General features: G+C 63.7%; 13 protein-coding genes. 1 reads left to right on the forward strand and 12 read right to left on the reverse strand.

Going from position 1 to position 23,825, the window contains the following annotated elements:
• Nucleotides 1-139 precede the first annotated feature (139 nt).
• From hemE to BLT26_RS13150, 10 genes are all read right to left on the reverse strand, one after another.
• A complete protein-coding gene (hemE, locus tag BLT26_RS13105; protein WP_091515281.1) occupies nucleotides 140-1,219 on the reverse strand; it encodes a uroporphyrinogen decarboxylase in 1,080 nt (359 codons plus the stop codon).
• A gap of 109 nt (nucleotides 1,220-1,328) precedes the next feature.
• Nucleotides 1,329-2,747, reverse strand: a complete 1,419-nt coding sequence (locus tag BLT26_RS13110; protein ID WP_091515094.1) for an FAD-dependent oxidoreductase — start codon at nucleotides 2,745-2,747, stop codon at nucleotides 1,329-1,331.
• 15 nt (nucleotides 2,748-2,762) lie between these two features.
• Nucleotides 2,763-7,226: a glutamate synthase large subunit gene (gltB, locus tag BLT26_RS13115; RefSeq protein WP_091515098.1), complete on the reverse strand. Its 4,464-nt coding sequence runs from the start codon at nucleotides 7,224-7,226 to the stop codon at nucleotides 2,763-2,765.
• Between the two features lie 245 nt (nucleotides 7,227-7,471).
• Nucleotides 7,472-8,557 (reverse strand): 3-dehydroquinate synthase, encoded by a 1,086-nt coding sequence (gene aroB, locus BLT26_RS13120; protein ID WP_091515102.1) that lies wholly within the window; start codon nucleotides 8,555-8,557, stop codon nucleotides 7,472-7,474.
• 119 nt (nucleotides 8,558-8,676) lie between these two features.
• A complete protein-coding gene (gene aroK / locus BLT26_RS13125; RefSeq protein ID WP_217631443.1) occupies nucleotides 8,677-9,204 on the reverse strand; it encodes a shikimate kinase AroK in 528 nt (175 codons plus the stop codon).
• Between the two features lie 8 nt (nucleotides 9,205-9,212).
• Entirely contained in the window at nucleotides 9,213-11,438 is a 2,226-nt protein-coding gene (locus tag BLT26_RS13130; protein WP_091515109.1) for a type IV pilus secretin PilQ, read from the reverse strand.
• Nucleotides 11,438-11,968, reverse strand: a complete 531-nt coding sequence (locus BLT26_RS13135) for a pilus assembly protein PilP (protein WP_091515113.1) — start codon at nucleotides 11,966-11,968, stop codon at nucleotides 11,438-11,440. Before BLT26_RS13135 ends, BLT26_RS13130 begins: the two co-directional genes overlap by 1 nt.
• A complete protein-coding gene (locus BLT26_RS13140) occupies nucleotides 11,965-12,585 on the reverse strand; it encodes a type IV pilus inner membrane component PilO (protein ID WP_091515117.1) in 621 nt (206 codons plus the stop codon). Before BLT26_RS13140 ends, BLT26_RS13135 begins: the two co-directional genes overlap by 4 nt.
• 11 nt (nucleotides 12,586-12,596) lie before the next feature.
• Entirely contained in the window at nucleotides 12,597-13,193 is a 597-nt protein-coding gene (locus BLT26_RS13145) for a PilN domain-containing protein (RefSeq protein ID WP_091515120.1), read from the reverse strand.
• A gap of 2 nt (nucleotides 13,194-13,195) precedes the next feature.
• Complete coding sequence (locus BLT26_RS13150; protein WP_091515124.1) at nucleotides 13,196-14,272, reverse strand: pilus assembly protein PilM; 1,077 nt, start codon at nucleotides 14,270-14,272, stop codon at nucleotides 13,196-13,198.
• Between the two features lie 155 nt (nucleotides 14,273-14,427).
• Between BLT26_RS13150 and BLT26_RS13155 the strand changes: the two genes are divergently transcribed.
• Nucleotides 14,428-17,100 (forward strand): penicillin-binding protein 1A, encoded by a 2,673-nt coding sequence (locus BLT26_RS13155; RefSeq protein WP_091515284.1) that lies wholly within the window; start codon nucleotides 14,428-14,430, stop codon nucleotides 17,098-17,100.
• 87 nt (nucleotides 17,101-17,187) lie between these two features.
• Here the strand turns inward: BLT26_RS13155 and BLT26_RS13160 are convergent, their stop codons facing one another.
• A complete protein-coding gene (locus BLT26_RS13160; RefSeq protein WP_091515127.1) occupies nucleotides 17,188-17,670 on the reverse strand; it encodes a chemotaxis protein CheW in 483 nt (160 codons plus the stop codon).
• Nucleotides 17,671-17,704: 34 nt separating this feature from the next.
• Nucleotides 17,705-23,710, reverse strand: coding sequence for a hybrid sensor histidine kinase/response regulator (locus tag BLT26_RS13165; protein ID WP_091515131.1), 6,006 nt, complete (start codon nucleotides 23,708-23,710; stop codon nucleotides 17,705-17,707).
• Nucleotides 23,711-23,825: the final 115 nt, after the last annotated feature.

Consider the following 23,825-nt stretch of genomic DNA (forward strand, 5'->3'; position numbering starts at 1 on the left):
TGACGCGGCTCACAGCCCTGAGCCGTACCAATTGGCCTTTATAGCACGGAAATCCACCACCATGCACCACGTCGCGCAAATAGCAGCAGCAAATAGGCCTTTCGCCGGCAGAAATTCGCGCCAAATCCGTCAAAACATCCTATTGATGGTACGCGGGTGACATTTCGCACACCGCTTCGATCATCACCCGGGCGTGCTCCGGGTCAACCCGCGGGGTGATGCCATGCCCCAGGTTGAAGACATGCCCCGAGCCATGGCCGAAGGACTGGAGTACCGCGGCAACCTCGGCGCGGATTCTCTCCGGCGGGGCGTAGAGCACCGCCGGATCCAGGTTGCCCTGCAGGGCCACGCGGTCACCAACGCGCGCGCGCGCGGATCCGATGTCGGTGGTCCAGTCCAGACCCAGTCCAGTGGCGCCACTCTCGGCCATGGCTTCCAGCCACTGGCCACCGCCCTTGGTAAACAGGATCGCGGGCACGGGCCGGCCACCCGACTCCTTGATCAGCCCCCCCAGGATGCGGGCCATATACTGCAGCGAGAATTCACGGTAGGCGCCATGGCTCAGGGCCCCACCCCAGGTATCAAAAATCTGGACCGCCTGGGCGCCGGCGCGAATCTGGGCGTTGAGGTAGTCCGTCACCGAGTCCGCCAGCACCGTCAACAGATGGTGCATCAACTCGGGCCGGGAGTAGAGCAGCTCCTTGCAGCGGGCGAAGTCGCGGCTGGAACCGCCCTCCACCATGTAAGTGGCCAGGGTCCAGGGGCTGCCGGAAAAGCCGATCAGCGGCACGCGCCCGTTCAACTCGCGCCGGATGGTGCTGACCGCATTCATTACATAGTCCAGGTCGCGGGCACTGTTCACTACCTCGAGTGCCTCGATATCCGCCTGGGTGCGCACCGGCTTGCGGAATTTGGGGCCCTCGCCCTCCTCGAAATACAGCCCCAGCCCCATGGCGTCGGGGATGGTTAGAATGTCCGAGAACAGGATGGCCGCGTCCAGGGGATAACGCTCCAGCGGCTGCAGCGTCACCTCGCAGGCCAGCTCGGTGTTGCGACAAAGGTCCATGAAGCTGCCCGCCTCGGCGCGGGTGGCGCGGTACTCCGGCAGGTAACGCCCGGCCTGGCGCATCATCCACACCGGGGTGCGGTCCACCGGCTGGCGCAGCAGGGCACGGAGGAAACGGTCGTTCTTCAGTTCGGGAAACTTGCTGTCGGACATGGGTACACAGGCCGCGGTCGAAAAATGGGCGGCCATTGTACAGAGGACAGCGAGACTAGGACAGGGCCCCGCATGCCGCACCCGGTGGCGCGGCGTGCGGGGCCGGGGATCAGACGTCCAGGTAGTCGAGGATACCCTCGGCAGCCTGGCGCCCCTCCCAGATGGCGGTTACCACCAGGTCGGAGCCGCGCACCATGTCGCCGCCGGCGAACACCTTCTCGTTGGAGGTCTGGAACTTGAACTCCTGCTGCTCCGGGGCCACCACACCGCCCCAGTCGGCGGTCTCGATATTGTGGTCGCCGAACCACTCCGCCGGGCTGGGGCGGAAGCCGAAGGCCACCAGCACCACGTCCGCCGGGATGATCTCCTCGGAGCCGGGCACTACCTGCGGCCGCCGGCGGCCGTTCTCGTCCGGCTCGCCCAGCCGGGTGGTCACCACCTTGACCCCACTGACCTTGTCGTCACCGACAATCTCCACCGGCTGCCGGTTAAAGAGGAACTTCACTCCCTCTTCCTTTGCATTCGCCACCTCACGGCGCGAGCCGGGCATGTTTTCCTCGTCGCGGCGGTAGGCACAGGTCACGCTGCGTGCCTGTTGCCGGATGGAGGTGCGGTTGCAGTCCATGGCGGTGTCGCCACCACCGAGCACCACCACCCGCTTGCCCTCGACCGAGACAAACTCCTCGGGGTTGGTCTCCCAGCCCATATTGCGATTCACGTTGGCCACCAGGAACGGCAGCGCATCGTGAACGCCGGGGAGGTCCTCGCCGGGGAAGCCGCCCTTCATATAGGTGTAGGTGCCCATGCCCATAAACACCGCATCGTAGTCATTGAGCAGCTGCTCGAAGCTGATGTCCTTGCCGATCTCGGTATTGAGGCAGAACTCGATACCCATTTCCGTAAAGACCTCACGGCGCCGCTGCATGACGGATTTTTCCAGCTTGAATTCCGGAATGCCGAAGGTGAGCAGGCCACCGATCTCGGGGTATTTGTCGAACACCACCGGCTGCACACCGTTGCGCACCAGCACGTCGGCGCAACCCAGGCCGGCCGGGCCGGCACCGATTACCGCTACGCGCTTGTCGGTTTTCACCACATGGCTCAGGTCGGGGCGCCAGCCCAGCGCAAAGGCGGTGTCGGTAATGTACTTTTCCGCGCTGCCGATGGTCACCGCACCGAAACCGTCGTTGAGGGTGCAGGCACCCTCGCACAGGCGATCCTGCGGGCACACCCGACCGCACACCTCCGGCAGGGTATTGGTCTGGTGGCTCAGCTCGGCCGCCTCCATGATGTTGCCGTCGGTAACCAGCCGCAGCCAGTTGGGGATGTAGTTGTGTACCGGGCAACCGGTTTCACAGTAAGGGTTGCCGCAGTCGAGGCAGCGGTGCGCCTGGTTGGCCACCTGCCGCTCGCTGAACGGCTGGTAGATCTCCACGAACTCGTTGGTGCGGGTGATGATGTCCTTCTTCGGCGGGTCGTTGCGACCCACGTCGATAAACTGGAAATCGTTACTCAGTCTGTCTTTCATACTCTCATCACCCCTTTATTCACCGCGCTTGCGCACGTCTGCCAGCAGGCTGGCCAGGCTCGCCGCCTTGGGTTTCACCAGCCAGAAGCGGTGCAGGTAGTCGTCGAAGTTGTCCAGCAGCTCCGCCCCCCACTCGCTGCCGGTCTCGGCCACGTATTCCTCGATCACCTCGCGCAGGTGGCTCTGGTTCGGTTCGAGGGTTTCACTGCTGATACGGCGCAGCTCGATCAGCTCGTGGTTGCACTTGTCAAAGAAGTCGCGCTCCATATCGAGCACATAGGCAAAGCCCCCGGTCATTCCGGCACCGAAATTGATCCCGGTCTTGCCCAGCACTGCCACCATGCCGCCGGTCATGTACTCACAGCAGTGGTCACCCGCGCCCTCGACCACGGCGAAGGCACCGGAGTTGCGCACGGCGAAGCGCTCGCCGGCGCGGCCGGCGGCGAACAGCTTGCCGCCGGTGGCGCCGTACAGGCAGGTATTGCCGACGATGCTGGTCTGCTGGGACTCGAAGCTGCTGCCGGCAGGCGGGCGGATCACCAGCTTGCCGCCGGCCATGCCCTTGCCCACATAATCGTTGGCGTCGCCATCCAGGTACATCTCCAGTCCGCCGGCGTTCCACACCCCGAACGACTGGCCGGCAACGCCCTCGAGGCGCACCTTCACCGGCGCGTCCACCATGCCCTGGTTGCCGTGGCGTTTGGCGATCTCGCCGGACAGGCGCGCGCCGATGGAGCGGTCACAGTTGGTTACGCGGTAGCTGAACTCCCCACCGGAGAGGCCCTCGATGGCCGGCAGCATGTCGGCGACCATACGCTCCGCCAGCTCACCCTTGTCCCAGGGATCATTCTGCGGGATCTGGCAGGTCTGCGGCTTGCTGGCCAGCAGCTCGTCGGTGTGCAGCAACGGCGCCAGGTCAAGCTTCTTCTGCTTGTCGGTGTCGCCTTCCAGCACGCGCAGCAGGTCCACGCGGCCGACCAGCTCATCCATGGTGCGCACACCCAGGCGGGCCATCCACTCGCGGGTCTCCTCGGCCACGAACCTGAAGAAGTTCATCGCCATTTCCACGGTGCCGATGTAGTGGTCGTCGCGCAGTTCCTTGTTCTGGGTGGCGACGCCGGTGGCACAGTTGTTCAGGTGGCAGATACGCAGGTACTTGCAGCCCAGTGCGACCATGGGCGCAGTGCCGAAGCCGAAGCTCTCGGCGCCGAGCATGGCCGCCTTGACGACATCGAGCCCGGACTTGAGACCGCCATCGGTCTGCACCCGGACGTTGCCGCGCAGGTCATTGGCGCGCAGGGTCTGGTGGGTCTCGGCCAGGCCCAGCTCCCACGGTGAACCCGCGTAGCGGATCGAGGTGATCGGGCTGGCCGCCGTGCCGCCATCGTAGCCGGAAATAGTGATCAGGTCGGCGTAGGCCTTGGCCACGCCGGCGGCGATGGTGCCCACACCCGGGCGCGACACCAGCTTCACCGATACCAACGCATCCGGGTTGACCTGCTTGAGGTCGAAGATCAGCTGGGCCAGGTCCTCGATGGAGTAGATATCGTGGTGCGGCGGCGGCGAGATCAGGGTCACGCCGGGCACCGAGTAGCGCAGGCGCGCGATCAGCTCGTTGACCTTGCCACCGGGCAGCTGGCCGCCCTCACCGGGCTTGGCGCCCTGGGCGACCTTGATCTGGAGTACCTCTGCGTTGACCAGGTAGTGCGGCGTGACACCGAAGCGGCCGGACGCCACCTGCTTGATCTTGGAAACCTTGTCGGTGCCGAAGCGCGCCGGGTCCTCGCCACCCTCACCACTGTTGGAGCGGCCGCCCAGGCGGTTCATGGCCTGCGCCAGCGACTCGTGCGCCTCCGGTGACAACGCGCCCAGGGACATGGCGGCGGAATCGAACCGGCGCAGGATGCTCTCGACGGGCTCCACTTCGTCCAGGGGCACCGGGTCCACGTCCTCGCGCAGGGCCAGCAGGTCGCGCAGGGTGGCGACCGGGCGCTTGTTCACCAGCTCCGCATAGTCGCGCCATGCCGAGTAGTCGCCGGTGCGCACCGCCTGCTGCAGCGACATGACCACATCCGGGTTAAAGGCGTGGTATTCCTGGCCGTATACGAACTTGTGCAGGCCGCCCGGGGAGACCGGCTTGCGCGATTTCCAGGCGAGCCTGGCCCGCGCCGCCATATCCTCCTGCAGGTCGGTAAAGCCGGCCCCCTGGATGCGGCTGGCCGCGCCCGGGAAACACAGGTCCACCACCTCGCGATCGAGGCCCACCAGTTCGAACAGCAGGGCGCCGCGGTATGAGGCGACCGTGGAGATACCCATCTTGGACAGGATCTTGAGCATGCCCTTGATGATGCCGTTGCGGTAATTCTTCTGTGCCTCAGCCGCGTCCAGCAGCAGCTCGCCGGTATCGATCAGGTGGTTGATGATGCTGTAGGAGAAGTAGGGATGCACGGCGGTGGCGCCGACACCGACCAGGCAGGCGAGCTGGTGCGCGTCGCGGGCGCTGGCGGTATCCACCAGGATATTGGAGTCGCAGCGCAGGCCGGCGTGCACCAGGTGGTGGTGGACGGCACCGGTGGCGAGCAGTGCGTCGACCGGCAGCTTGCCCTCGGCAATCTCGCGGTCCGACAGGACCACCAGCACGATACCGTCGTCGCGCACCGCCGCCTCCACGTCGGCACACAGCTTCTCGACCGCCGACTTGAGGTCCAGCTTGGCCGGGTCGTAGTTCAGGTCAAAGATCCTCGACTCGAACCCCACCCGGTCCACATCCAGCAATGCGGTGTACTTCATGTGCGAGAGCACCGGCGACGACAGGATCACCCGGTCCGCATGCTCCGGGGTTTCCTCGAATACGGACTTCTCCCGGCCCAGGCAGGTCTCCAGCGACATCACCACGGTTTCCCGCAGGGGGTCGATGGGCGGGTTGGTGACCTGGGCAAACTGCTGGCGGAAGTAATCGTACAGCGAGCGGTTGTAGCGTGACAGCACGGCCATGGGGGTATCGTCGCCCATGGAGCCCACCGCCTCCTGGCCGGCTTCGGCCATGGGGCGCACCACCGTGTCACGCTCTTCCAGCGAGGAGCTGAAGAGCTTCTGGTAGACCTTGAACTGCTCGTAGGAGAAATTGTTGTCCACCGGTGCCGTGACCAGGGTCGAGCGGATGCGGCGCGCCTTGTCTTTCAACCAGCGCTTGTACGGCTGGCGCTCCTTGAGCATGTTGTCGATATCGGCGGTGTGGTGCAGCTTGCCCTCACGGGTATCCACCGACAGCATCTGGCCCGGCCCCAGCCGGCCCTTGGCCACCACATCCTCCGGCTTGTAGTCGTAGGTTCCGATTTCCGACGCAACGGTAATGACATCGTCCTTGGTGATCACCCAGCGCGACGGACGCAGGCCATTGCGGTCGAGGGTACACACGGCGTAGCGGCCATCGGTCATCACGAGGCCCGCGGGGCCGTCCCAGGGCTCCATATGCATGGAGATATATTCGTAGAAGGCGCGCAGGTCGGAATCCATCTGCTCGACATTCTGCCAGGCCGGCGGCACCAGCATGCGCACGGCGCGATGCAGTTCCATGCCACCCGCGGTCAGCATTTCCAGCATGTTGTCGAGGCTGGAGGAGTCGGATCCCTCGCGGTTCACCAGGGGGGAGAGTTCGGCCAGCTCCGGCAGCAGCTCGCTGCAGAACTTCGGCGTGCGCGCAACGGACCAGTTACGGTTACCGGTGATCGTGTTGATCTCGCCATTGTGGGCGAGCAGGCGGAACGGCTGCGCCAGGGGCCAGCGTGGCATGGTGTTGGTGGAGAAGCGCTGGTGGAAGACACAGATGGCCGTCTCCAGGCGCGGGTCGGCAAGCTCGGGAAAGAAACGCGGCAGGTCGGCCGGAATCATCAGTCCCTTGTAGGAGACCACCTGCGCCGACAGGCTGGCGACATAGACATCGGCCAGTTTCTGCTCGGCGAGTTTCTGCTCCGCCAGGCGGCGGGCGACGAAGAGCCGCGCGTTAAAGCGCGCCTCGCCCAGGGGCTCTTCCGCGTCATTGATCAGCAGGTGCTCGAATTGCGGCAGTGACTCGCGCGCGATCGGCCCCAGGCATTCCGGGTTGGTGGGCACCGGGCGCCAGCCGGCGACCCGCAGGCCCTGCGCCTCGATTTCGGCGGCGAGGATATCCCGGCCTGCCTGGGCGGTTTCCTCATCCAGCGGCAGCATGACGGCGCCGACCGCGTAGTTGTCAGTGAGCTCGACACCGATGACGCTGCGCGCCTCTTCCCGCAGGAAGGCGTCGGGCTTCTGGATCAGGAGTCCGCAACCGTCACCCGTCTTGCCGTCCGCGGCGATACCGCCCCGGTGCGTCATGCAGGTCAGGGACTCGATCGCGGTTTCCAGCAGCCTGTGGCTGGCCTTGCCTTTCAAGTGGGCGATCAGGCCAAAACCGCAGTTGTCCTTGAACTCATCCAACCGATACAGACCGCTACCCATAGAGCTCCTCACATTCTTTCATGGCCGACCGCAGACAAAAAAAGCCCACGGGTGGGGCTTTTTATTATGCGCTCTTTTTATTGGCCGCTTTTTTCAAAGGGCGCGCAATATTACTTGCGCCCCACTGAAATTGCAAGAATTGGCAGTCTTATCTTCTGCTTGGCAGGGCAAAAGCCGATTTATCTGCTTTTGGGAACCCCTTTTGTTAAATAGTCCTCAGCCGGCCCCTTTTCGCACCGTCACCATCATACTGCGCCGCAGTTCTCAAGCGCCCTGACCAGCAGTTCACGGGGCGTGTCGGCGCAGACGGTGGCATCACCCAGCCCGCACAGGAGCACCAGGCGCAGCCGGCCATCGAGAACTTTCTTGTCCACCGCCATCACCTCGAGAAACTGCTGTACCGTCATGCCGTCCGGCGCGGCCTGCGGCAGGCCAGCCAGCCCCAGCAGCGCGCGCAGGCGCTCGACGACGTCCGCGCCAATGTCGCCGCGCAGCCGGGACAGTTCTGCAGCCATCACCATCCCGGCGGCGACCGCCTCGCCATGTAACCAGTTGCCGTAGCCCTGCACCGTCTCGATGGCGTGCCCGAAGGTGTGGCCGAAGTTCAGAATCGCGCGGCGACCGGACTCGCGCTCATCCTCGGCCACCACCGCTGCCTTGTCCTGACAACTCCGCTCCACGGCGTAAGCCAGGGCGTCGGCATCGCGGTCGAGCAGGCGTCCCATGTTGTCCTCCAGCCACTCGAAGAACCCCGCATCGCAGATCATGCCGTACTTGATCACTTCGGCGATGCCGGCAGCCAGTTCGCGCTCCGGCAGGCTCGCCAGGGTATCCGTATCGGCCAATACCAGGCGCGGCTGGTAAAAAGCGCCGATCATATTCTTCCCGAGTGGGTGGTTTACCCCGGTCTTACCGCCTACCGATGAATCCACCTGTGACAGCAGGGTGGTGGGCACCTGGATAAAGTCCACCCCGCGCTGGTAACAGGCCGCCGCGAAGCCGGTCATGTCGCCCACCACCCCGCCGCCGAGCGCTACCAGGGTGGTAGTGCGGTTGTGCCGGCGCTCAAGCAGGCGATCGAAAATGCGGTTGACCGTTTCCAGGGTCTTGAAAGCCTCCCCGTCGGGCAGCTCGACGGTATCAATGAGGTCGCATTCAGGCAGGCCGTCCAGTAAACGGGCCAGGTACAGGGGAGAAACCGTCTCGTTGGTGACCACGCAGACTTGGCGTCCGCGGATGTAGCGCGCCAAATGCCTGGACTGGCCCAGCAGGCCCGGGCCGATCAGGATGGGGTAACTGCGTTCCCCCAGCTCAACATTCAAGCGACGCATAGGCGCTCTCCGGCAGGATTGACGTAGATGGTATTGGGTGATGGCCCGAGCAGGGCCGCCCGCTGCAAGCGGACTCTAGCACGACATCAGTGTCGCTGGGGAAGCTGCAAGGAGGCGGCTCAGCCTGGGGGAGAGTCCTCCGAGGCAAGCTGTACAGCCACCCTGTGCGCTGCCTGGCGGGGCGTACAGTCGTCGGTGTCGCAGACGATGTCGGCAACCTCGCGATAGAGCGGATCACGCTCGCGCACCAGCTCGATGATGCGCGCCCGCGGGTCGGGCACCTGCAACAGGGGCCGGTTGGCATTTTTGGATGTGCGCTCCAGCAACTGCTCGATGCTTGCCTGCAGGTAGACGACCAGGCCGTGCTTGCGCAGCAGGCGTCGGTTCTCCGCTGCCAGCACGATCCCTCCACCGGTGGCGACCACACGTACCGGACCGGTACACAGGTCGCGCAGCACGTCGCTCTCGCGACGGCGGAAGCCTTCTTCCCCCTCGACGTCGAAGATCCAGGGGATGTCCGCACCAGTGCGCTCCTCGAGCACCTTGTCCGAATCGGCAAAAGGCAGCTGCAGCTCAGCGGCCAGCATCTTGCCGATGGTGGACTTGCCGGCCCCCATGGGGCCGACCAGGAAAATGGTGCGGTTGATCACCGGGTTTACTTCGCAAAGAACAGGTCGTCTTCCATGATGCGCGGGGTGATAAACATCAGCAGCTCGCGCTTGTCGTCATTGCGGGTGGTCTTCTTGAACAGGTTGCCAAGGTAGGGAATATCGCCCAGCAACGGCACCTTGGTCTCGCCTTCGATCACCTGGCTCTCGAAAATCCCGCCGAGCACGATGGTCTCGCCATTGCGTACCAGCACCTTGGTCTGCAGCGAGTTGATATTGATCGCCGGGATCTGGCTGCCGCTGACGATATCAGTAAACAGCTCGCCGACACTGTTCTGGTCGATCACCAGGTCCATGATGATGTTGTTGTCCGGCGTGATCTGGGGAGTCACATTCAGCTCCAGCACCGCCTCACGGAAGGTAACCGATGCCGCACCGGAGGAAGTCGCCTCGAGGTATGGGATTTCCACACCGGACTGGATGCTCGCCTGCTGCTTGTCGCCAGTCACCACCTTGGGCTGTGAGACGATCTCGGCCTTGCCGACGTCTTCCAGGGCAGAAAGCTCAAGGCCCAGGAAGAAGTCTTCCTTGAGGATCGCATAGGCGATGTTACCCGCGGGGTTGCTGACGCCCAGGTCCACCAGGAGCGGATCGAAAACCCCCTGAGGCGCACTGACGTCCGGGCCAGTGCCGTCGCCATCGCGGAAACCGCTTGCCTGGCGGCCAGAGCCAATACCGATGGTGTCGTCACTGACATCGTGGTCCTCGGTGTAATCCCAGCGCACACCGAATTCATGCATGAAATCGGTATTGGCATTGACGATACGTGCCTCGATCATCACCTGGCGGATGGGTACGTCTATCGCCGCGATCAGCTCCCGGAACTGGGCGATCTTTTCTTCGGTATCGGTGAGGATGATGGTGTTCGTGCGCTCGTCGACGATTGCGCTGCCACGGGCGGACAGGATGCTGCGTTGGTCATCATCCGCCTGGCGGCCACCGGCGAAGTTGCCCTGGTTAAGGCCACCCGCGCCCTGACCTCCGCGCATCTCTCCCTGGAAGAGGGAGAACAGCTCGCGAGCATCGGCATAACGGACCTGAATGTACTCTGTGCGCAGCGGTGCCAGCTCCTGCAGCTGTCGGCGGGTCTCCAGTTCCTGGCGCTCGCGCTCGGCAATTTCAGCCGCCGGTGCCACCATGATGACATTACCCTCCTGGCGCTTGTCGAGACCCTTGGCGCGCAGGATCAGCTCCAGCGCCTGGTCCCAGGGCACGCCGTCAAGGCGCAGGGTAATGCGGCCGGAGACGGTATCGCTGGCAACCAGGTTCAGGTCGGTGAAGTCTGCAATCAGCTGCAGCACCGAGCGGACCTCGATATCCTGGAAGTTCAGCGACAGCTTCTCGCCGGTAAACTGGAACTCCTGGGCTTTCTCGCGCTGCTGGGCCACCGTCAGGGGCTTCACGCTGAGCACGTACTCGTTGTCCGCCTGATAGGCCAGGTAGTCGTACTCGCTGTCGCTGGGATCGACAGTAATTACGGTGTTGCGACCGTCGTAGTCCACCGATATGGAGTTAACCGGCGTGGCAAAATCGGTAACATCCAGCCGCTGGCGCAGTGCGTCCGGCAGGTCGGCACCGAGGAAGGTAAGATAGATCTTGCCCTTGGTGCGCTCGACATCGATGTTCACCGCCGGGTCGCTCAGGCTCACGATGACCTTGCCCTCACCGCCCTCACCCCGGCGAAAGTCCACATTGTTGATCGCCACACTTGAGGCCGCGCGGAAGCGCTGCTGGCCACCCAGGTCGACCGCGCTGGAACGGCTGCTCGCAGCGCGCGCCGGTGCGGCCGCCACGGTAGCCGTGGTGGCGGAATCAGCGCCGATTTCCATCACTACCTGGTTGCCCTGGCGCTCACTGGTGTACACCGGCAGTTCGTCCAGGTTGACAATCAGGCGGGTGCGGTCATCACTGGACACGATCACCGCGCTGCGGGCAGCGCCGACGCCCAGGGAATACTTCTTCTGCGGCAGGGCGCTCTCCACGCCGGCAAAGTCCATAACAATCCGCGCTGGCTCTTCAATGGTGTAACCGGTGGGCTCCGGTGGAGTGTCACTGAAAGACAGGCGCAACTGCAGGCGGCTGCCCGGCAGCTCGGAAAACTGGATATCATTCAGCTGGTTGGTCTGGGCCTGAAGCGCAAGCGGAAAGACCGCCAGGCCCAGCAACAACGCCTTCAACGGGGCCAATACCTTGGCGAGCTGCTTGTGAGTCATTATTTGTTGTCCTTCTCTTCCAAAGTCAGAGCGCGTGGCCGTTCAATCCAGCCGCCGGTACCGTCAGGGACTATTTCCAGTACATCCACCTGCGATGCAGTGGCATTGACCACCTTGCCGTGATTCTTGCCAACGTAATTCCCCACGGTAATCCGGTGGATCCCGCCGTCGCCATCATCGATCAGGGCCCAGAGCTGCCCGCTCCGGGAAAGGGTGCCGACCATGGTCAGCGCGTCGAAATTAAAGCGCTCCAGGAGTTCTTTCTGACGGTCCTGGTCCGGCGCCACGTCCAGCCGGCGCCCGACCACCCGCTGATCAGCCTCAAGCATCGGTCGAGAAAAGGGGCTGCGCTCGCCAGCGGCACTGTATACATATGGCTGGTAGGGCGTAAATACCGGGATCGGGTCAATCTGGCCTTTGGGCTGACGCTTCACATCCGCCATTTTCTGGCGCAGGTCGCTATGCCCGCCATCCAGACTGCAGCCGGTTACCAGCAATATTCCCAGAAGCGGGATCCAATGCCTGTTCATCCCTCTCCCTCCTGCTCTTTGTAGCGGTAGGTCTTGGCATTGATGACCATGGTAAGCAGGGCACTCACATCCTTGTCAGCCTCGATATTAAAGTCGTGCAGGGTGACGATGCGGGGCATACCGGCAATACCACTGACGAAAGCGCCGAATTCATGGTAGCCGCCCTGCACCTCGATACGAATGGGCAACTCCACGTAAAACTCCCCCACCTGCTCGTCCTCGAGTGCAATCTCCTGAATCGTGAGGCCACTGCCGCGCCCGAACTCATCAATATCCTCAAGCAGACCCGGCACCTCGGTGTCTTTCGGCAACTGCTGCAGCAGGGCCCCGAAGGTCTCCTCCATTTCCGCCAGTTGCTCGCGGTACGCCTCGAGGTTGGCAGCCTCAAAAGACTTCTTCTCGAACTCGGTAAATAACTCGACTTCTTTCCGCTCCGCGAACTCAAGTTGCTGATAGCGATCACTGACCAGAAAATAATAAGCGGCGCCAACGATCAGGGCAGAGATGAGCGCGAGCAGGGCCACCCGCCCAGCGAGGGGCCATACGCCGACCCGCGAAAAATCGATATCGTTGATATCGAGTGCGCTCAGCTGCTCAAGCATATTTTGCGATGCCATGGACCGATTCCTTATCTACTCGCTTGCGCGTTTTGTCCCGCGCTCGGCTCGTCTTCGTCATTGTTCTTGCGGCCTGTGACGTCAACCGTCATCTGGAAGGCACTCGCCTGTTCCCCAAACTCCGGTTTCGCAGTAACGCCGGTCAGGTTTGGCGACTCATACCAGTCGGAACCGTCGAGGTTTCGCATAAAGGACGACACTCGATGATTGGACTCGGCGACACCTGAAACCTGTACGGTCTTGCCGCTGCGCTTGAGGCTCGTCAGCCAGAGGCCCTCGGGCGTTGCCCGAACCATTTCATCGAAATAGCGTACCGACAGGGGCCGGTTGCCCTGCAGTTCCTGGATAACACGCATGCGGTCTTCCAGCTGCTGGCGGCGCTTCTTCAATTCCTTGATCTCCGCAACCTGCTGGTTCAGCACATTGATCTCGGACTGAAGTATCTGGTTGCGCTCATTCTGGTTGCTTATCTGGCCATCGACCGTTTTCATCCACAGGAATGACGCCACGCAGGCGGCCAGCACTACTACCACCAGCACCTGGTTGAACTCGTTCTGTTTCTGCTCACGGTATTCCTGGCGCCAGGGCAACAGGTTGATATTTGCCATGGTTAGAACTCCCGTTCGCGCATTGCCAGGCCGGCCGCGATCATAAGCGACGGCGCCTCACTGGCCAGTGCCTGCCGGTTTACCCTCGAGGCGACGGCCATATCGTGGAAGGGATTGGCCACTATGGCGGGTTTACCGAGTTTCTCACTGATCAGGTCGGCAAGCCCGTCCATTGCCGCCACCCCACCGGCGAGCAGGATGTAGTCAACGTCACTGTGCGAGGAAGAGGAATAGAAGAATTGCAGTGAGCGGGTTACCTGCTGCACCACAGCATCGCGGAAAGGCTCAAGCACCTCGGGAAAGTAGTCGTCGGGCAGCCCGCTGCCGCCCTGGCGCTTGGCCAGGCCGGCTTCCTCCGCGGAGAGCCCGTAACGGCGCTGGATCTCATCGGTGAGCTGGCGACCGCCGAACAGCTGCTCGCGCGTATAGACCGTCTTGCCGTCCACCAGCACCGAAAGCGCACTCATGGTCGCGCCGATATCAATCACCGCCACCACCAGCTCCTCCTGGGGCGGGAACTGACGCTCGAGCAGGGTGTAGGCGCGCTCGGTGGCGTAAGCCTCGACATCCACCACGACGGCCTTGAGGTCGGCGCCCTCCAGGGCTGCGACCCGCTGGTCGATGTTTTCACTGCGGCAGGCAGCCAGCAATACCTCGACCTGCTCCTCGCTGCGACTCGATGGGCCCTGAACTTCGAAATCCAGGTTGACCTCGTCCAGCGGATAGGGAATGTACTGGTCGGCCTCCAGCGCGATCTGCGCCTCCAGGGCATCGTCGTTCAGGTCTGCGGCCATCTCCAGGGTCTTGGTAATCACGGCGGAACCGGATACCGCCACCGCAGCGCGGCGCAGGCGGGTCTTGGACCGGCGCACTACCTTGCGGATTGCTTCCGCTGTGGCCTCGATATCGTTGATATTCTTGTCGACGACGGCGTTGGGCGGCAGGGGCTCAACCGCATAACATTCGACGCGGTATTTGCTGCCATTGCGACTTAGCTCCAGCAACTTTACTGCAGTCGAGCTAATATCGAGGCCCAGCATGCCCTTGGGACCTTTGTTGAGAAAAGGGAGCATCCCCATTTTTCTTATCTTTTCCGTGGGTTATGAGGGTTTGATGTTATAGCACTTTAAATTAAAGCTGCAACCGGGATTTGCATAGGTATTAGCGCACAATCTTCGTATAATTGGTAATCTGGCCTGATTACGACCTGAACAGACTGAATAGAAGTACTTTCATGACCGAAAAAGCCCGCAACCGCCTCCTCTCGTTGCTCTGGCTCGGCCTCGCGGGGCTTGCCGCCGCTGGCATGGGGTTTTCCAGCATCTACATATACCTGAAACCGGGTTTGCCTTCAGTGGAGAGCCTGCGCGATATCCGCCTGCAGACCCCGCTGCGGGTCTACTCGCGGGATATGAAGCTGATTGGCGAATTCGGCGAGAAACGCCGCACCCCGATCACCATCGAGCAGACGCCGGAGACCTTCATCAAGGCGGTGCTCGCGGCGGAGGATGCCGGATTTTACTCCCATAACGGCGTTTCCATTAAAGGTCTGATGAGAGCTGCCTCACAAATCCTGCAAACAGGCTCCATTCAGTCTGGCGGCAGCACGCTGACCATGCAGGTAGCGCGAAACTTCTTCCTCAGCCGCGAACAGCGATTCGTGAGGAAATTCAACGAGATACTGCTTTCCCTGCAGATCGAGCGCGAACTCACCAAGGACGAGATCCTCGCCCTCTATATCAACAAGATCTTCCTCGGCAACCGGGCCTACGGTTTCCAGGCCGCCGCCCAGGTTTACTACGGCCGCGACATCAATGAGCTCAATGTGGCCCAGTGGGCCATGATGGCTGGACTGCCCAAGGCACCGTCCACCTACAACCCCATCGCCAACCCCTCGCGGGCGCTGGTGCGGCGCAACTGGATCCTGAAGCGGATGCTGGACCTCGGTTATATCAGCCAGTCCGAGTACAAGAATTCCATTACCGCGCCGGTAACCGCGCGCTGGCACGGGCACGACCTTGACCTGCACGCGCCCTATATCGCCGAAATGGCCCGCAAGGAGGCTGTGGAGCTGTTCGGTGACAGCGCCTACACCGAGGGATACCAGGTCATCACCAGCGTGGACAGCCGGCTCCAGGAGGCCGCCCAGGACGCCCTGCAGCGCGGGCTCGAAGCCTATGACAGCAGGCATGGTTACCGGGGGCCGGAGCAGCAGCTCGAGAAGGAGCTGCTGGATGACAACGACCAGATGGTCGATATCCTCAATGAAATTCCCGTGCTCGGCGGACTGGAGCCGGCGGTGGTCACCGCCGTCGAGCCGCGCCGCCTGCAGGTCCAGCTGCGCGACCGCAGCGTGGTTGAGGTGGCGTGGGAGAACGGTCTCAGCGAGATACGCCCCTACATTTCCGAGAATGCGCGCGGGGCCCGCATCGAGAGCGCCGAGGAAATGTTCGCTCCCGGAGACGTGATTCGCCTGCGCCGGGTCGAGATATCGCCCAGTGGCCAGGAAATGGTGGAAACCGAAGCGACTGAAGAACTCGCCGATGACGCGGAGCGCCAGCCCACCGCCGATCCGTTTGCCGATCCGGGCGAGCCGGCGGCCATCTTGGACGAGCCTCAGGTACGGGTGGAATGGCACCTGGCCCAGGTCCCTGCCGCCCAGGGCACCCTGATTTCACTCGAGCCCTCCGATGGCGCCATCCGCGCCATGGTGGGCGGTTATGATTTCCGCCAGAGCCACTTCAACCGGGCCACCCAGGCAGCACGGCAACCGGGTTCCAGCTTCAAGCCGTTCATCTACGCCGCCGCCCTGGAGAAGGGCTACACCGCGGCCAGCATGATCAATGACGCGCCGATCATCTTCGAAGAAACCAACATGCAGGATGTCTGGCGCCCGGAAAACGACACCGGCACCTTCCTCGGCCCCACACGCCTGCGCAAGGCGCTGTACAAGTCCCGCAACATGGTCTCAATCCGGCTCCTGCAGGCCCTCGGCATCGACTATGCACTGGATTTCGCCGAGAACTTCGGTTTTGAGCGGAGCAAACTCGCTCGCAACCTGACCATTGCCCTGGGCAGCTCGGCGCTGACTCCACTGGAGATGGTCCGCGGCTACGCCGCCTTTGCCAACGGCGGCTATCGGGTCGAGCCCTACCTGGTAGAGCGCGTGCTCGACGTGAATGGTGAGACCATCTACCAGGCCCTGCCGCTTACCGTCTGCCGCGACTGCCCCGACATGGCCGAAGCCGGCGCGGAGGCACCCGAGCCCATCGACCTGGCCGGGACCAGCGTGGAAGAAGACATGGCGCTTCCGGCAGGAGAGCCCATCGAGCTGCGTACCCTGCAGGTGAACCCGCTCAGCGCCGACCCGAACGCCCAGGCGCTCCCCCGCGCCCCGCGCGCCATGTCCCCGGAGACGGCGTTCATCATCGATTCGATGCTCAAGGACGTCATCAAGCGGGGTACCGGGCGCAAGGCCCTGGTAATGAAGCGCGGTGATATCGCCGGGAAGACCGGCACCACCAATGGTCCCCGCGATGCCTGGTTCTCGGGCTACAGCCCGCACCTGGCCACCAGCGCCTGGGTCGGCTTCGACTCCAACGGCGAGCTGGGCAAGAACGAGTACGGCGGCTCGGCGGCCCTGCCCATCTGGATCGATTTCATGTCGGCTGCGCTGGAGGGCCTGCCGGAACGGCATTTGCCGCAACCCGACAACATAGTCACTGTGCGGATCAACCCCCGAACTGGACTGCGCACCTCTCGCGGCGGCATGTTCGAAGTATTCCGGGCCGACCGGGTTCCCGGGCACGAGTCCTATAGCTCCTACCGCCCGGGTTACCCGTCCGGCAGGAACGGCTCGGGCAGCCAGGAAGAAGAAGAGGAATCCCTGCCGGAAGAACTCTTCTAGGGGTTGCCTGGCGACCAGACAATAAAAAACGGGGCCTCTGGCCCCGTTTTTTATTGTCCGCATACCCGGCGCAGGGTAGAAAATCCGCTACGAGAGATTGCGGTACTCGAGACAGGCCCGCTCGAGGGCGGAAAAATCAGGGATCACGGCCTCCTCGCCGGCGAGGGAGACATGCACCAGCTCTCCCATGGCACAGGGCGCATCCCGCCGCGCCAGTTGATCCTGCGTCACCCTGACCAGGCGCGGCGTACCCTGCAGGACCATGGCGAAGAATGGCAGGCGGCCTTCGGGGTTGCCGCTGGCCAGCACTGCGATGCGGCCCTCGCTGTCCATGGAGGCCAGCGAGCGACCTCGCATCACCTCGAACGAGAGCACCGGCAGGCGCTGCTCGCGCCAGTTGATCTCCCCCAGGTACCAGTCGGGCGCATCGTAGGCCGAGACCGGCGTCTGTACCGCGATCACCTCTGACAGGATATCCACCGGCACCAGCAACTGGCCGTCTGCCAGCGGCAGCAGCAGGCTGCTGACCTCCCGGGGAGTCTCCAGCGAGAGCGCTTCAGTTCCGTTCATACTTCAACCCTTATGCCGATAGTCACTCGGCCAGTCACTGGCTGGCCGGCGCAACCGTATAGTCGCGAATTGCCTCCAGCAGGACCTCTTCCTGGTAGGGCTTGCCGAGATAGTGGTTTACCCCCAGGGAGAGCGCGTGGTCGCGGTGTTTCTGCCCGGTGCGCGAGGTAATCATGATGATCGGGATATCCCGCAAGCGGCTGTTGCCACGGATATGGCGTGCCACCTCGAAGCCGTCCATGCGCGGCATCTCGATATCCAGCAGGATCACGTCGGGGCGGATGTCCTGCAGCTGGATTACCGCATCCTGCCCGTCCTTGGCGGTATTCACCAGGTAACCCTCCCGCTCCAGGAAGCGGGTGGTGACCTTGCGCACGGTAACCGAGTCATCCACCACCATGACTCGCTGCTGGGTCTCCACTGGCTCCGGCTTGACCCGCGGCGCCGACGGCAGTGCCAGCTCTGCGGGACGTGCCAGTAGGGCCGCCTGCTGGCGCAGCAGCGCGTGGGCATCCAGGATCACCACCACGGTACCATCACCGGTAACCGTCGCGCCGGAAACGCCCTGGACCGCCGCAAACTGGGGCCCCAGGCTCTTCACCACGATCTCGCGGCTGCCCAGTACGGCATCTACCTGCAGCGCCATGGCGTGGCCCTCGGAGCGCACCAGCAGCACCGGCAGCTGGGCATCTTCGACTTCCAGCTTGGGGCGGGCCTCGGACTGCAGCAGGGTGCCGAAATAATTCACCTGGTAGGGTTCGCCCGCATACTCGAACCGCGCGTCGGGAGAGCTGTAGTAATGCTCCAGTTCATAGGGGCTGAGCCGCACGATACCCTCGATGGTGTTGAGCGGCAGGGCAAAGACGTCATCGCCGACACTCACCATCAGCGCCCGGTTTACCGACACGGTAAACGGCAGGCGCACCGTGAACTCGGTACCGGCGCCCAGTTTGGAGTCGATATGCACGGTACCACCGATCTGCTTGATCTCGGCGGATACCACATCCATACCCACGCCGCGCCCGGAAATCTGCGTCACCCGGTCGGCGGTACTGAAACCGGCCTGCAGAATGAACTGCAGGATTTCGTTATTCGTGAGTTCCGCATCCGCGCGCATGAGTCCGCGCTCGATCGCCTTTTCGCGCACCTTCATCAGGTTGATGCCGGCACCATCGTCGCCAATGGTCAGCACCACCTCACTGCCCTCGCGCTCCAGCGCTACCGTAATACGGCCCCGCTCCGGCTTGCCAGACTCCTGCCGCCGGGCTGGCAACTCGATGCCGTGGTCCACCGCGTTGCGCAGCATGTGCTCGAGCGGCGCCACCATGCGCTCCAGCATGGAACGGTCCAGCTCCCCCTCAACGTTGGAGAACACCAGGTCCACCTGCTTGCCGAGTTCAGCACTTACCTGGCGCACGATACGGCGCAGGCGCGGCACCAGGCGCGAGAAGGGCACCATGCGGCTGCGCATCAGGCCTTCCTGCAATTCGGTGTTTACGCGCGACTGCTGCAGCAGGAGGGTTTCGGTGTCGCGTGCCTTGTTACCCAGGGTATTGCGCAACTCCAGCAAGTCAGAGGTGGACTCCAGCAATGAGCGCGACAGCTGCTGGATGGAGGAATAGCGGTCCATTTCCAGCGGGTCAAAATTGTCATCCTGCTCCGCGAGCTGTTCCTGGCGGAACAGGATCTGCGCCTCGGTCTCCATATCCAGTCGGCGCAGCTGCTCGTTCAGGCGTGTGATGGTCGAATCCATCTCGTCCAGCGCGAAGCCGAACTCGCTCACCTGCTCCTCGAGGCGGCTCCGGGAAATAGAGGTCTCACCGGCCAGGTTCACCAGCTCCTCGAGCAGTTCAGCCGCTACCCGCACCATCTCCTGGGGCTGGCCGCGGTTACCGCCGCGTTGCTCGTTCGGGTGCAGGCTGTCTTTCTTGCGGACGAAAGGCAGTACATTGCTGGCTGCCTCGGCCGGCGCCAGCGGCACCGGCTTGGTGTCCACGGCGCCGAGCAGGGCCGGCGTAGCCGCCTCGCCCTCTGGTTGCGGCGCTATTTCATCTTGCGGCGCTGTCTCATCGGCCGCTGCGCCACCGTCGTCCGGCTGCAGTTCGTCGTCGACCACCGGGGCCGGCTCGGCAGCCTCAGGGGTTTCCGCAACCTGGCTGTCCGCCCACGCGGTATCGAGCAGCTCGGCAAAAGCCTCCAGCTCATCCCCGGCCATCCATGCCCGAACCGTCTCCACTCCACCGGCAATGCGGTCATAGATACCGTGTGCGTTGGCAAAAAAATCAGGTCCGGGATGGTCACTGGACGGCATGGCCTCGATAACCGTCTCGAACCGGTGCGCCACCTCACCGAGCCCCATCAGGCCAGCCATGCGTGCACCGCCCTTGAAAGTGTGCAGCACGCGCTTGAGCGCCTCCGCGCGGCTGTAGTCAGCCGGGTCGGCCTCCCACCCCTGGATCAGCTCCTCGAGCTCATCGACCAGGTCACCGGCTTCCTCCATAAATACATCAACCACGTCCGGGTCGATATCCGCCACGGGGGTGTTGTCACGGGCAGCAGTTTCCGGGCTGTCAGGGGCGCTCGTGGGCTGCCGGTTATCGCCAGCGCCAGCTTCGGATGCGGGGCCGTCACCGCCAAGCAGGCTCTCGTCGAGGCCGAGATCGGCAGCCTGGTCCTGGCCGGACAGGTCGTAACCCGTTTCCTGCTGGTGGGTGGTAGGAAGGTCTGTACTGTCGAGCTCCAGCGCCGCCCAGTCATCGGTCACCGCGGGATCATCACTGCCAGTATCGCCGGCATCTGCGGACCGCTCGTCCGCGCCGTCCGGGGTGGAATAAGATATTGGCAGGTCGGTATGGTCGATACCGAGCTCCGCCCAATCGAAGTCTTCTTCCTCGCTGGCGCTCTCGCCCTGGGCGAGCGCCCGCAGCGCCTCGCCCACCGCGTCGCTGACATCCGGCAGGTCCTGCGCCGCCGCGACGGCGTCAACCAGGTCGAGCAGTTCGCTGTGGCCCTGCTCCAGCGAGGCCCACAGGGCCGGCTCACCTTCCAGGGTGTTGTCCAGTATCCGCGCGTAGACCTCCAGCAGCAGCCGGGACAGTTCGGCCAGCGTCGGCAGTTGCGCCCGCTGGGCGGCCTCCTCGAGGACCCTCAGTTCTTCCGCGATAGGCTCGAGCAGGCCGGTGTTGGCGGGCTCGCGGCGCCATGCGCCGAGGACCTCGTCGGCATCGAGCAGCACCTTCATGCCGTCGGCCATGATGACCGCCAGCAGCTGCGGATCCACTTCGCGCGGCTCGCTGGACTCACGCTCGCGGATCAGGTGCCCGACGGCGCGCTCCTGCAATTCCGCAGTGCGGGCGAGAAACGGTTCCGCCTTGGCGATGTGGATCGGCTGCTGGTTACGGATCTGGTCGAGGACCTCGCGCACATAGGTGGCCCCGTCCTCGAGCAGCTCGTAGATATCCTCGTCGATATTGACCTGGTAGGTCCGAAGCTCCTTGACGAACCGCTCCAGCGGCGTCACCAGCTCGGCCACCGGGGTGACGTCGGCCATGTGGGCGGAACCCTTCATGGTATGGAGCGCGCGGTGCAGGGGATCGGAGGGCACGCCGTAGAGCGGCGCCGCAGCGCGCATGTCCGCGAGGAATTCATCCAGCGTCGCCAGGTGGGTCTCGGTCTCCTGGGCAAAGATCTCCCACAGCTGGGCATTGTCGTCGCTGTCATCGTCTGTGGCAGCCCCACCCGCTGGCGACGCAGCCGCGCCGCTGTCAGCCACAGCCGGCGCGTCCAGGTCCGCCGGGCTCTCGCCGTGGGCAAGCTGTTCGGCCCACGCGCGCAGCTGCTCGGTACGCTCCGGATCCGGATCGGCGGCCTGGGCGCGGAACGCGTCGATCATGGACGGCAGCTTGGCGCACACGTGTTCGATCAGGTGTACGTGGCCGCGCTGGGGTTTGACCGTCTCGTCGATCACCCGGTTGAGCATATTCTCGACGGCCCAGGCCAGCTCGCCGATATCCAGGGCCTCCACCATGCGACCGGAGCCTTTCAGGGTATGGAAGCCCCGGCGGAATTCCACCAGCGCCGCACGGTCGCTGAAATCTGCCGCCCAGCGCGGGAAGAACTCGCGGATGGTCTCCAGAACCTCATCCGCTTCCTCGAGGAAGATCTCCAGGATCTCTTCGTCAATCAGGTTCTCGTCGTCATCGTCGGCGACCTGCGCCGGCTCGGGTTCCGCCGCCTGCGGTGTGCCGGTTTCGCCCGGCGCGGACTCAGGCTCGGCGGGTGCCGGCGCTATGGACTCCGGGGAGAATTCTTCAGGCTCCTCAGTCGCAGCGAACTCCTGCGGTGCCGGTTCGGCCGGGACCGCGCCAGTCGGCGCCACTTCCCGGTTATCGACGCCGAATCCAAGCGCGGAGACACTGTCCTCCGCCAGTGCCAACAGCATGTCCGCGTCCTCGATCCCTTCGGCGCGGCGCTCGAGATAATACTCGACGCTGGTGATGGCATCGGCGAGGGTGTCGAGCACCTTCCATTCCGGCTGCTCGGCGGCCTCGATCAGGCGCTCGCGGATATAGCGGGTACAGGCGGCAACAATATCGCCAGCACGCTGGAAGCCCACCATATCCAGTCCGCCGCCCACTTCCTGCAATCGCTCGGGAACGCGGTGTAGGTGGCTTACGTCCCAGTGGCTGGCGATATACTCAACCACGGCTTCCTTGACCGACTCCAGGCCGGTGCGCGCCTCGCGCAGGACCGAGTCAGTCGCATCGCCCATCAGGGGCTGCTCGCTATGTCCCTGGTGCTGGCGGTTGAGCGCTGACGCCAGTGATGAATCCAGCTGCACTACTTCGCTCGCAGCCTGAAGCAGGAGCTCCTGGGGATCGTCGGTGCGGGAGGCATCGCGCAGTGATTCATAGATCCCGCGGGCGCGCAGGCGCTGGCTTTCCAGGCCCAATACGCCGAGCGTATCGGCAATCCGCTGCGCGACGGTGGCAATATCACTCAGCGATGCCGGTTCCTCACCGGTAATGGTGGGATCCAGGGCTTCACGCACCCCGTCCAGCTCCTCGCGCAACGCCTTGATGGCAGTGCCCATGGCTTCCGGCCCCATGGCCAGGGCTTCACCAGTATCGGGCCTGGGCGTGCCGGGCACGGCGCGATCCAGGGCAAAAGTTGCATAAAGGGATTTGCAGCGCGCGCTGTTCGGCCCCGCCATATAGACGTAAAAGAGCAGGTTGCGGACCAGGCCGCGGTCGAGGGGTGCGTCCAGCACCTGTGCGCCGCGCCCCTGCAACAGGCGGAACTCCACATCGATCCGTCGCAGCAGCTGGCGCAGGGCGGGGAGGACATTGATGCGCTGCTCGCCAATGGCCTCTAGCAAGCCCTCGAGGATCTGCCACAGGGGTTGCCGAACACTGCCGCTGTAGAGCAGCTGCATCTTTTCGGCGACCTTGCGCAGGTAACTGAGGCTATCACCACCATTGACGTCGCGAATCAGGCCCGCTGCCGCCACGTGGTACATCTTGCGCAACTTGTTGACCAGCTCCTGCAACCGGGCGCTATCCGCAACCAGCGGCTGGCGCGCGCCATGGGCCTGGCCCAGCGCGGAGAGATCCGGGGAGAAGAGCGCACCCTCAGTCACCAGGCGCTCACGGCGCACGGCGCGGAGGTCGTTGAGCAATGGCAGCAGCAGCACCGCGTTGTCACGGCGCTGGTAGGCGACCTTGTCCAGGTACAGGGGCAGCTCCAACAGGGCCCGCATAAGGAACTCGCGGGTCTCCTCGCTGTTTTCCACCTCGTCTGTCGAGAGAGCCTGTATCAGCTGCTCCATTTCCTCGGCGAGCATGGCGGCACCGGTGAGCTCCGCCATGTGCAGGCTGCCGTGGACCTGGTGGATCAGTTCCAGACAGGCCTGCAGTTTGTCCGGTTCGGCGGCGCCTTCGTTTGCGTAGCTCTCCAGGGCGTGGCGGGCCTGCGCCAGAGTCTCGTTGATCTCGCCGGTCAGCCAGTCGAGGGCTTCGAAATTCGGATTGTCGTGACTCACGCCAAGTCCTCAATAATTCTGTCGTTAGTCCGGCGCGAGCTGTACCCGGCCAGCACGGCGGGAGCGCTCACGCGCTACCGCCCGCCTGGTGCCAGGGGCGCGGCGCCTGGGGCCC

It is taken from the genome of Microbulbifer yueqingensis, assembly GCF_900100355.1.
Classification (GTDB): domain Bacteria; phylum Pseudomonadota; class Gammaproteobacteria; order Pseudomonadales; family Cellvibrionaceae; genus Microbulbifer; species Microbulbifer yueqingensis.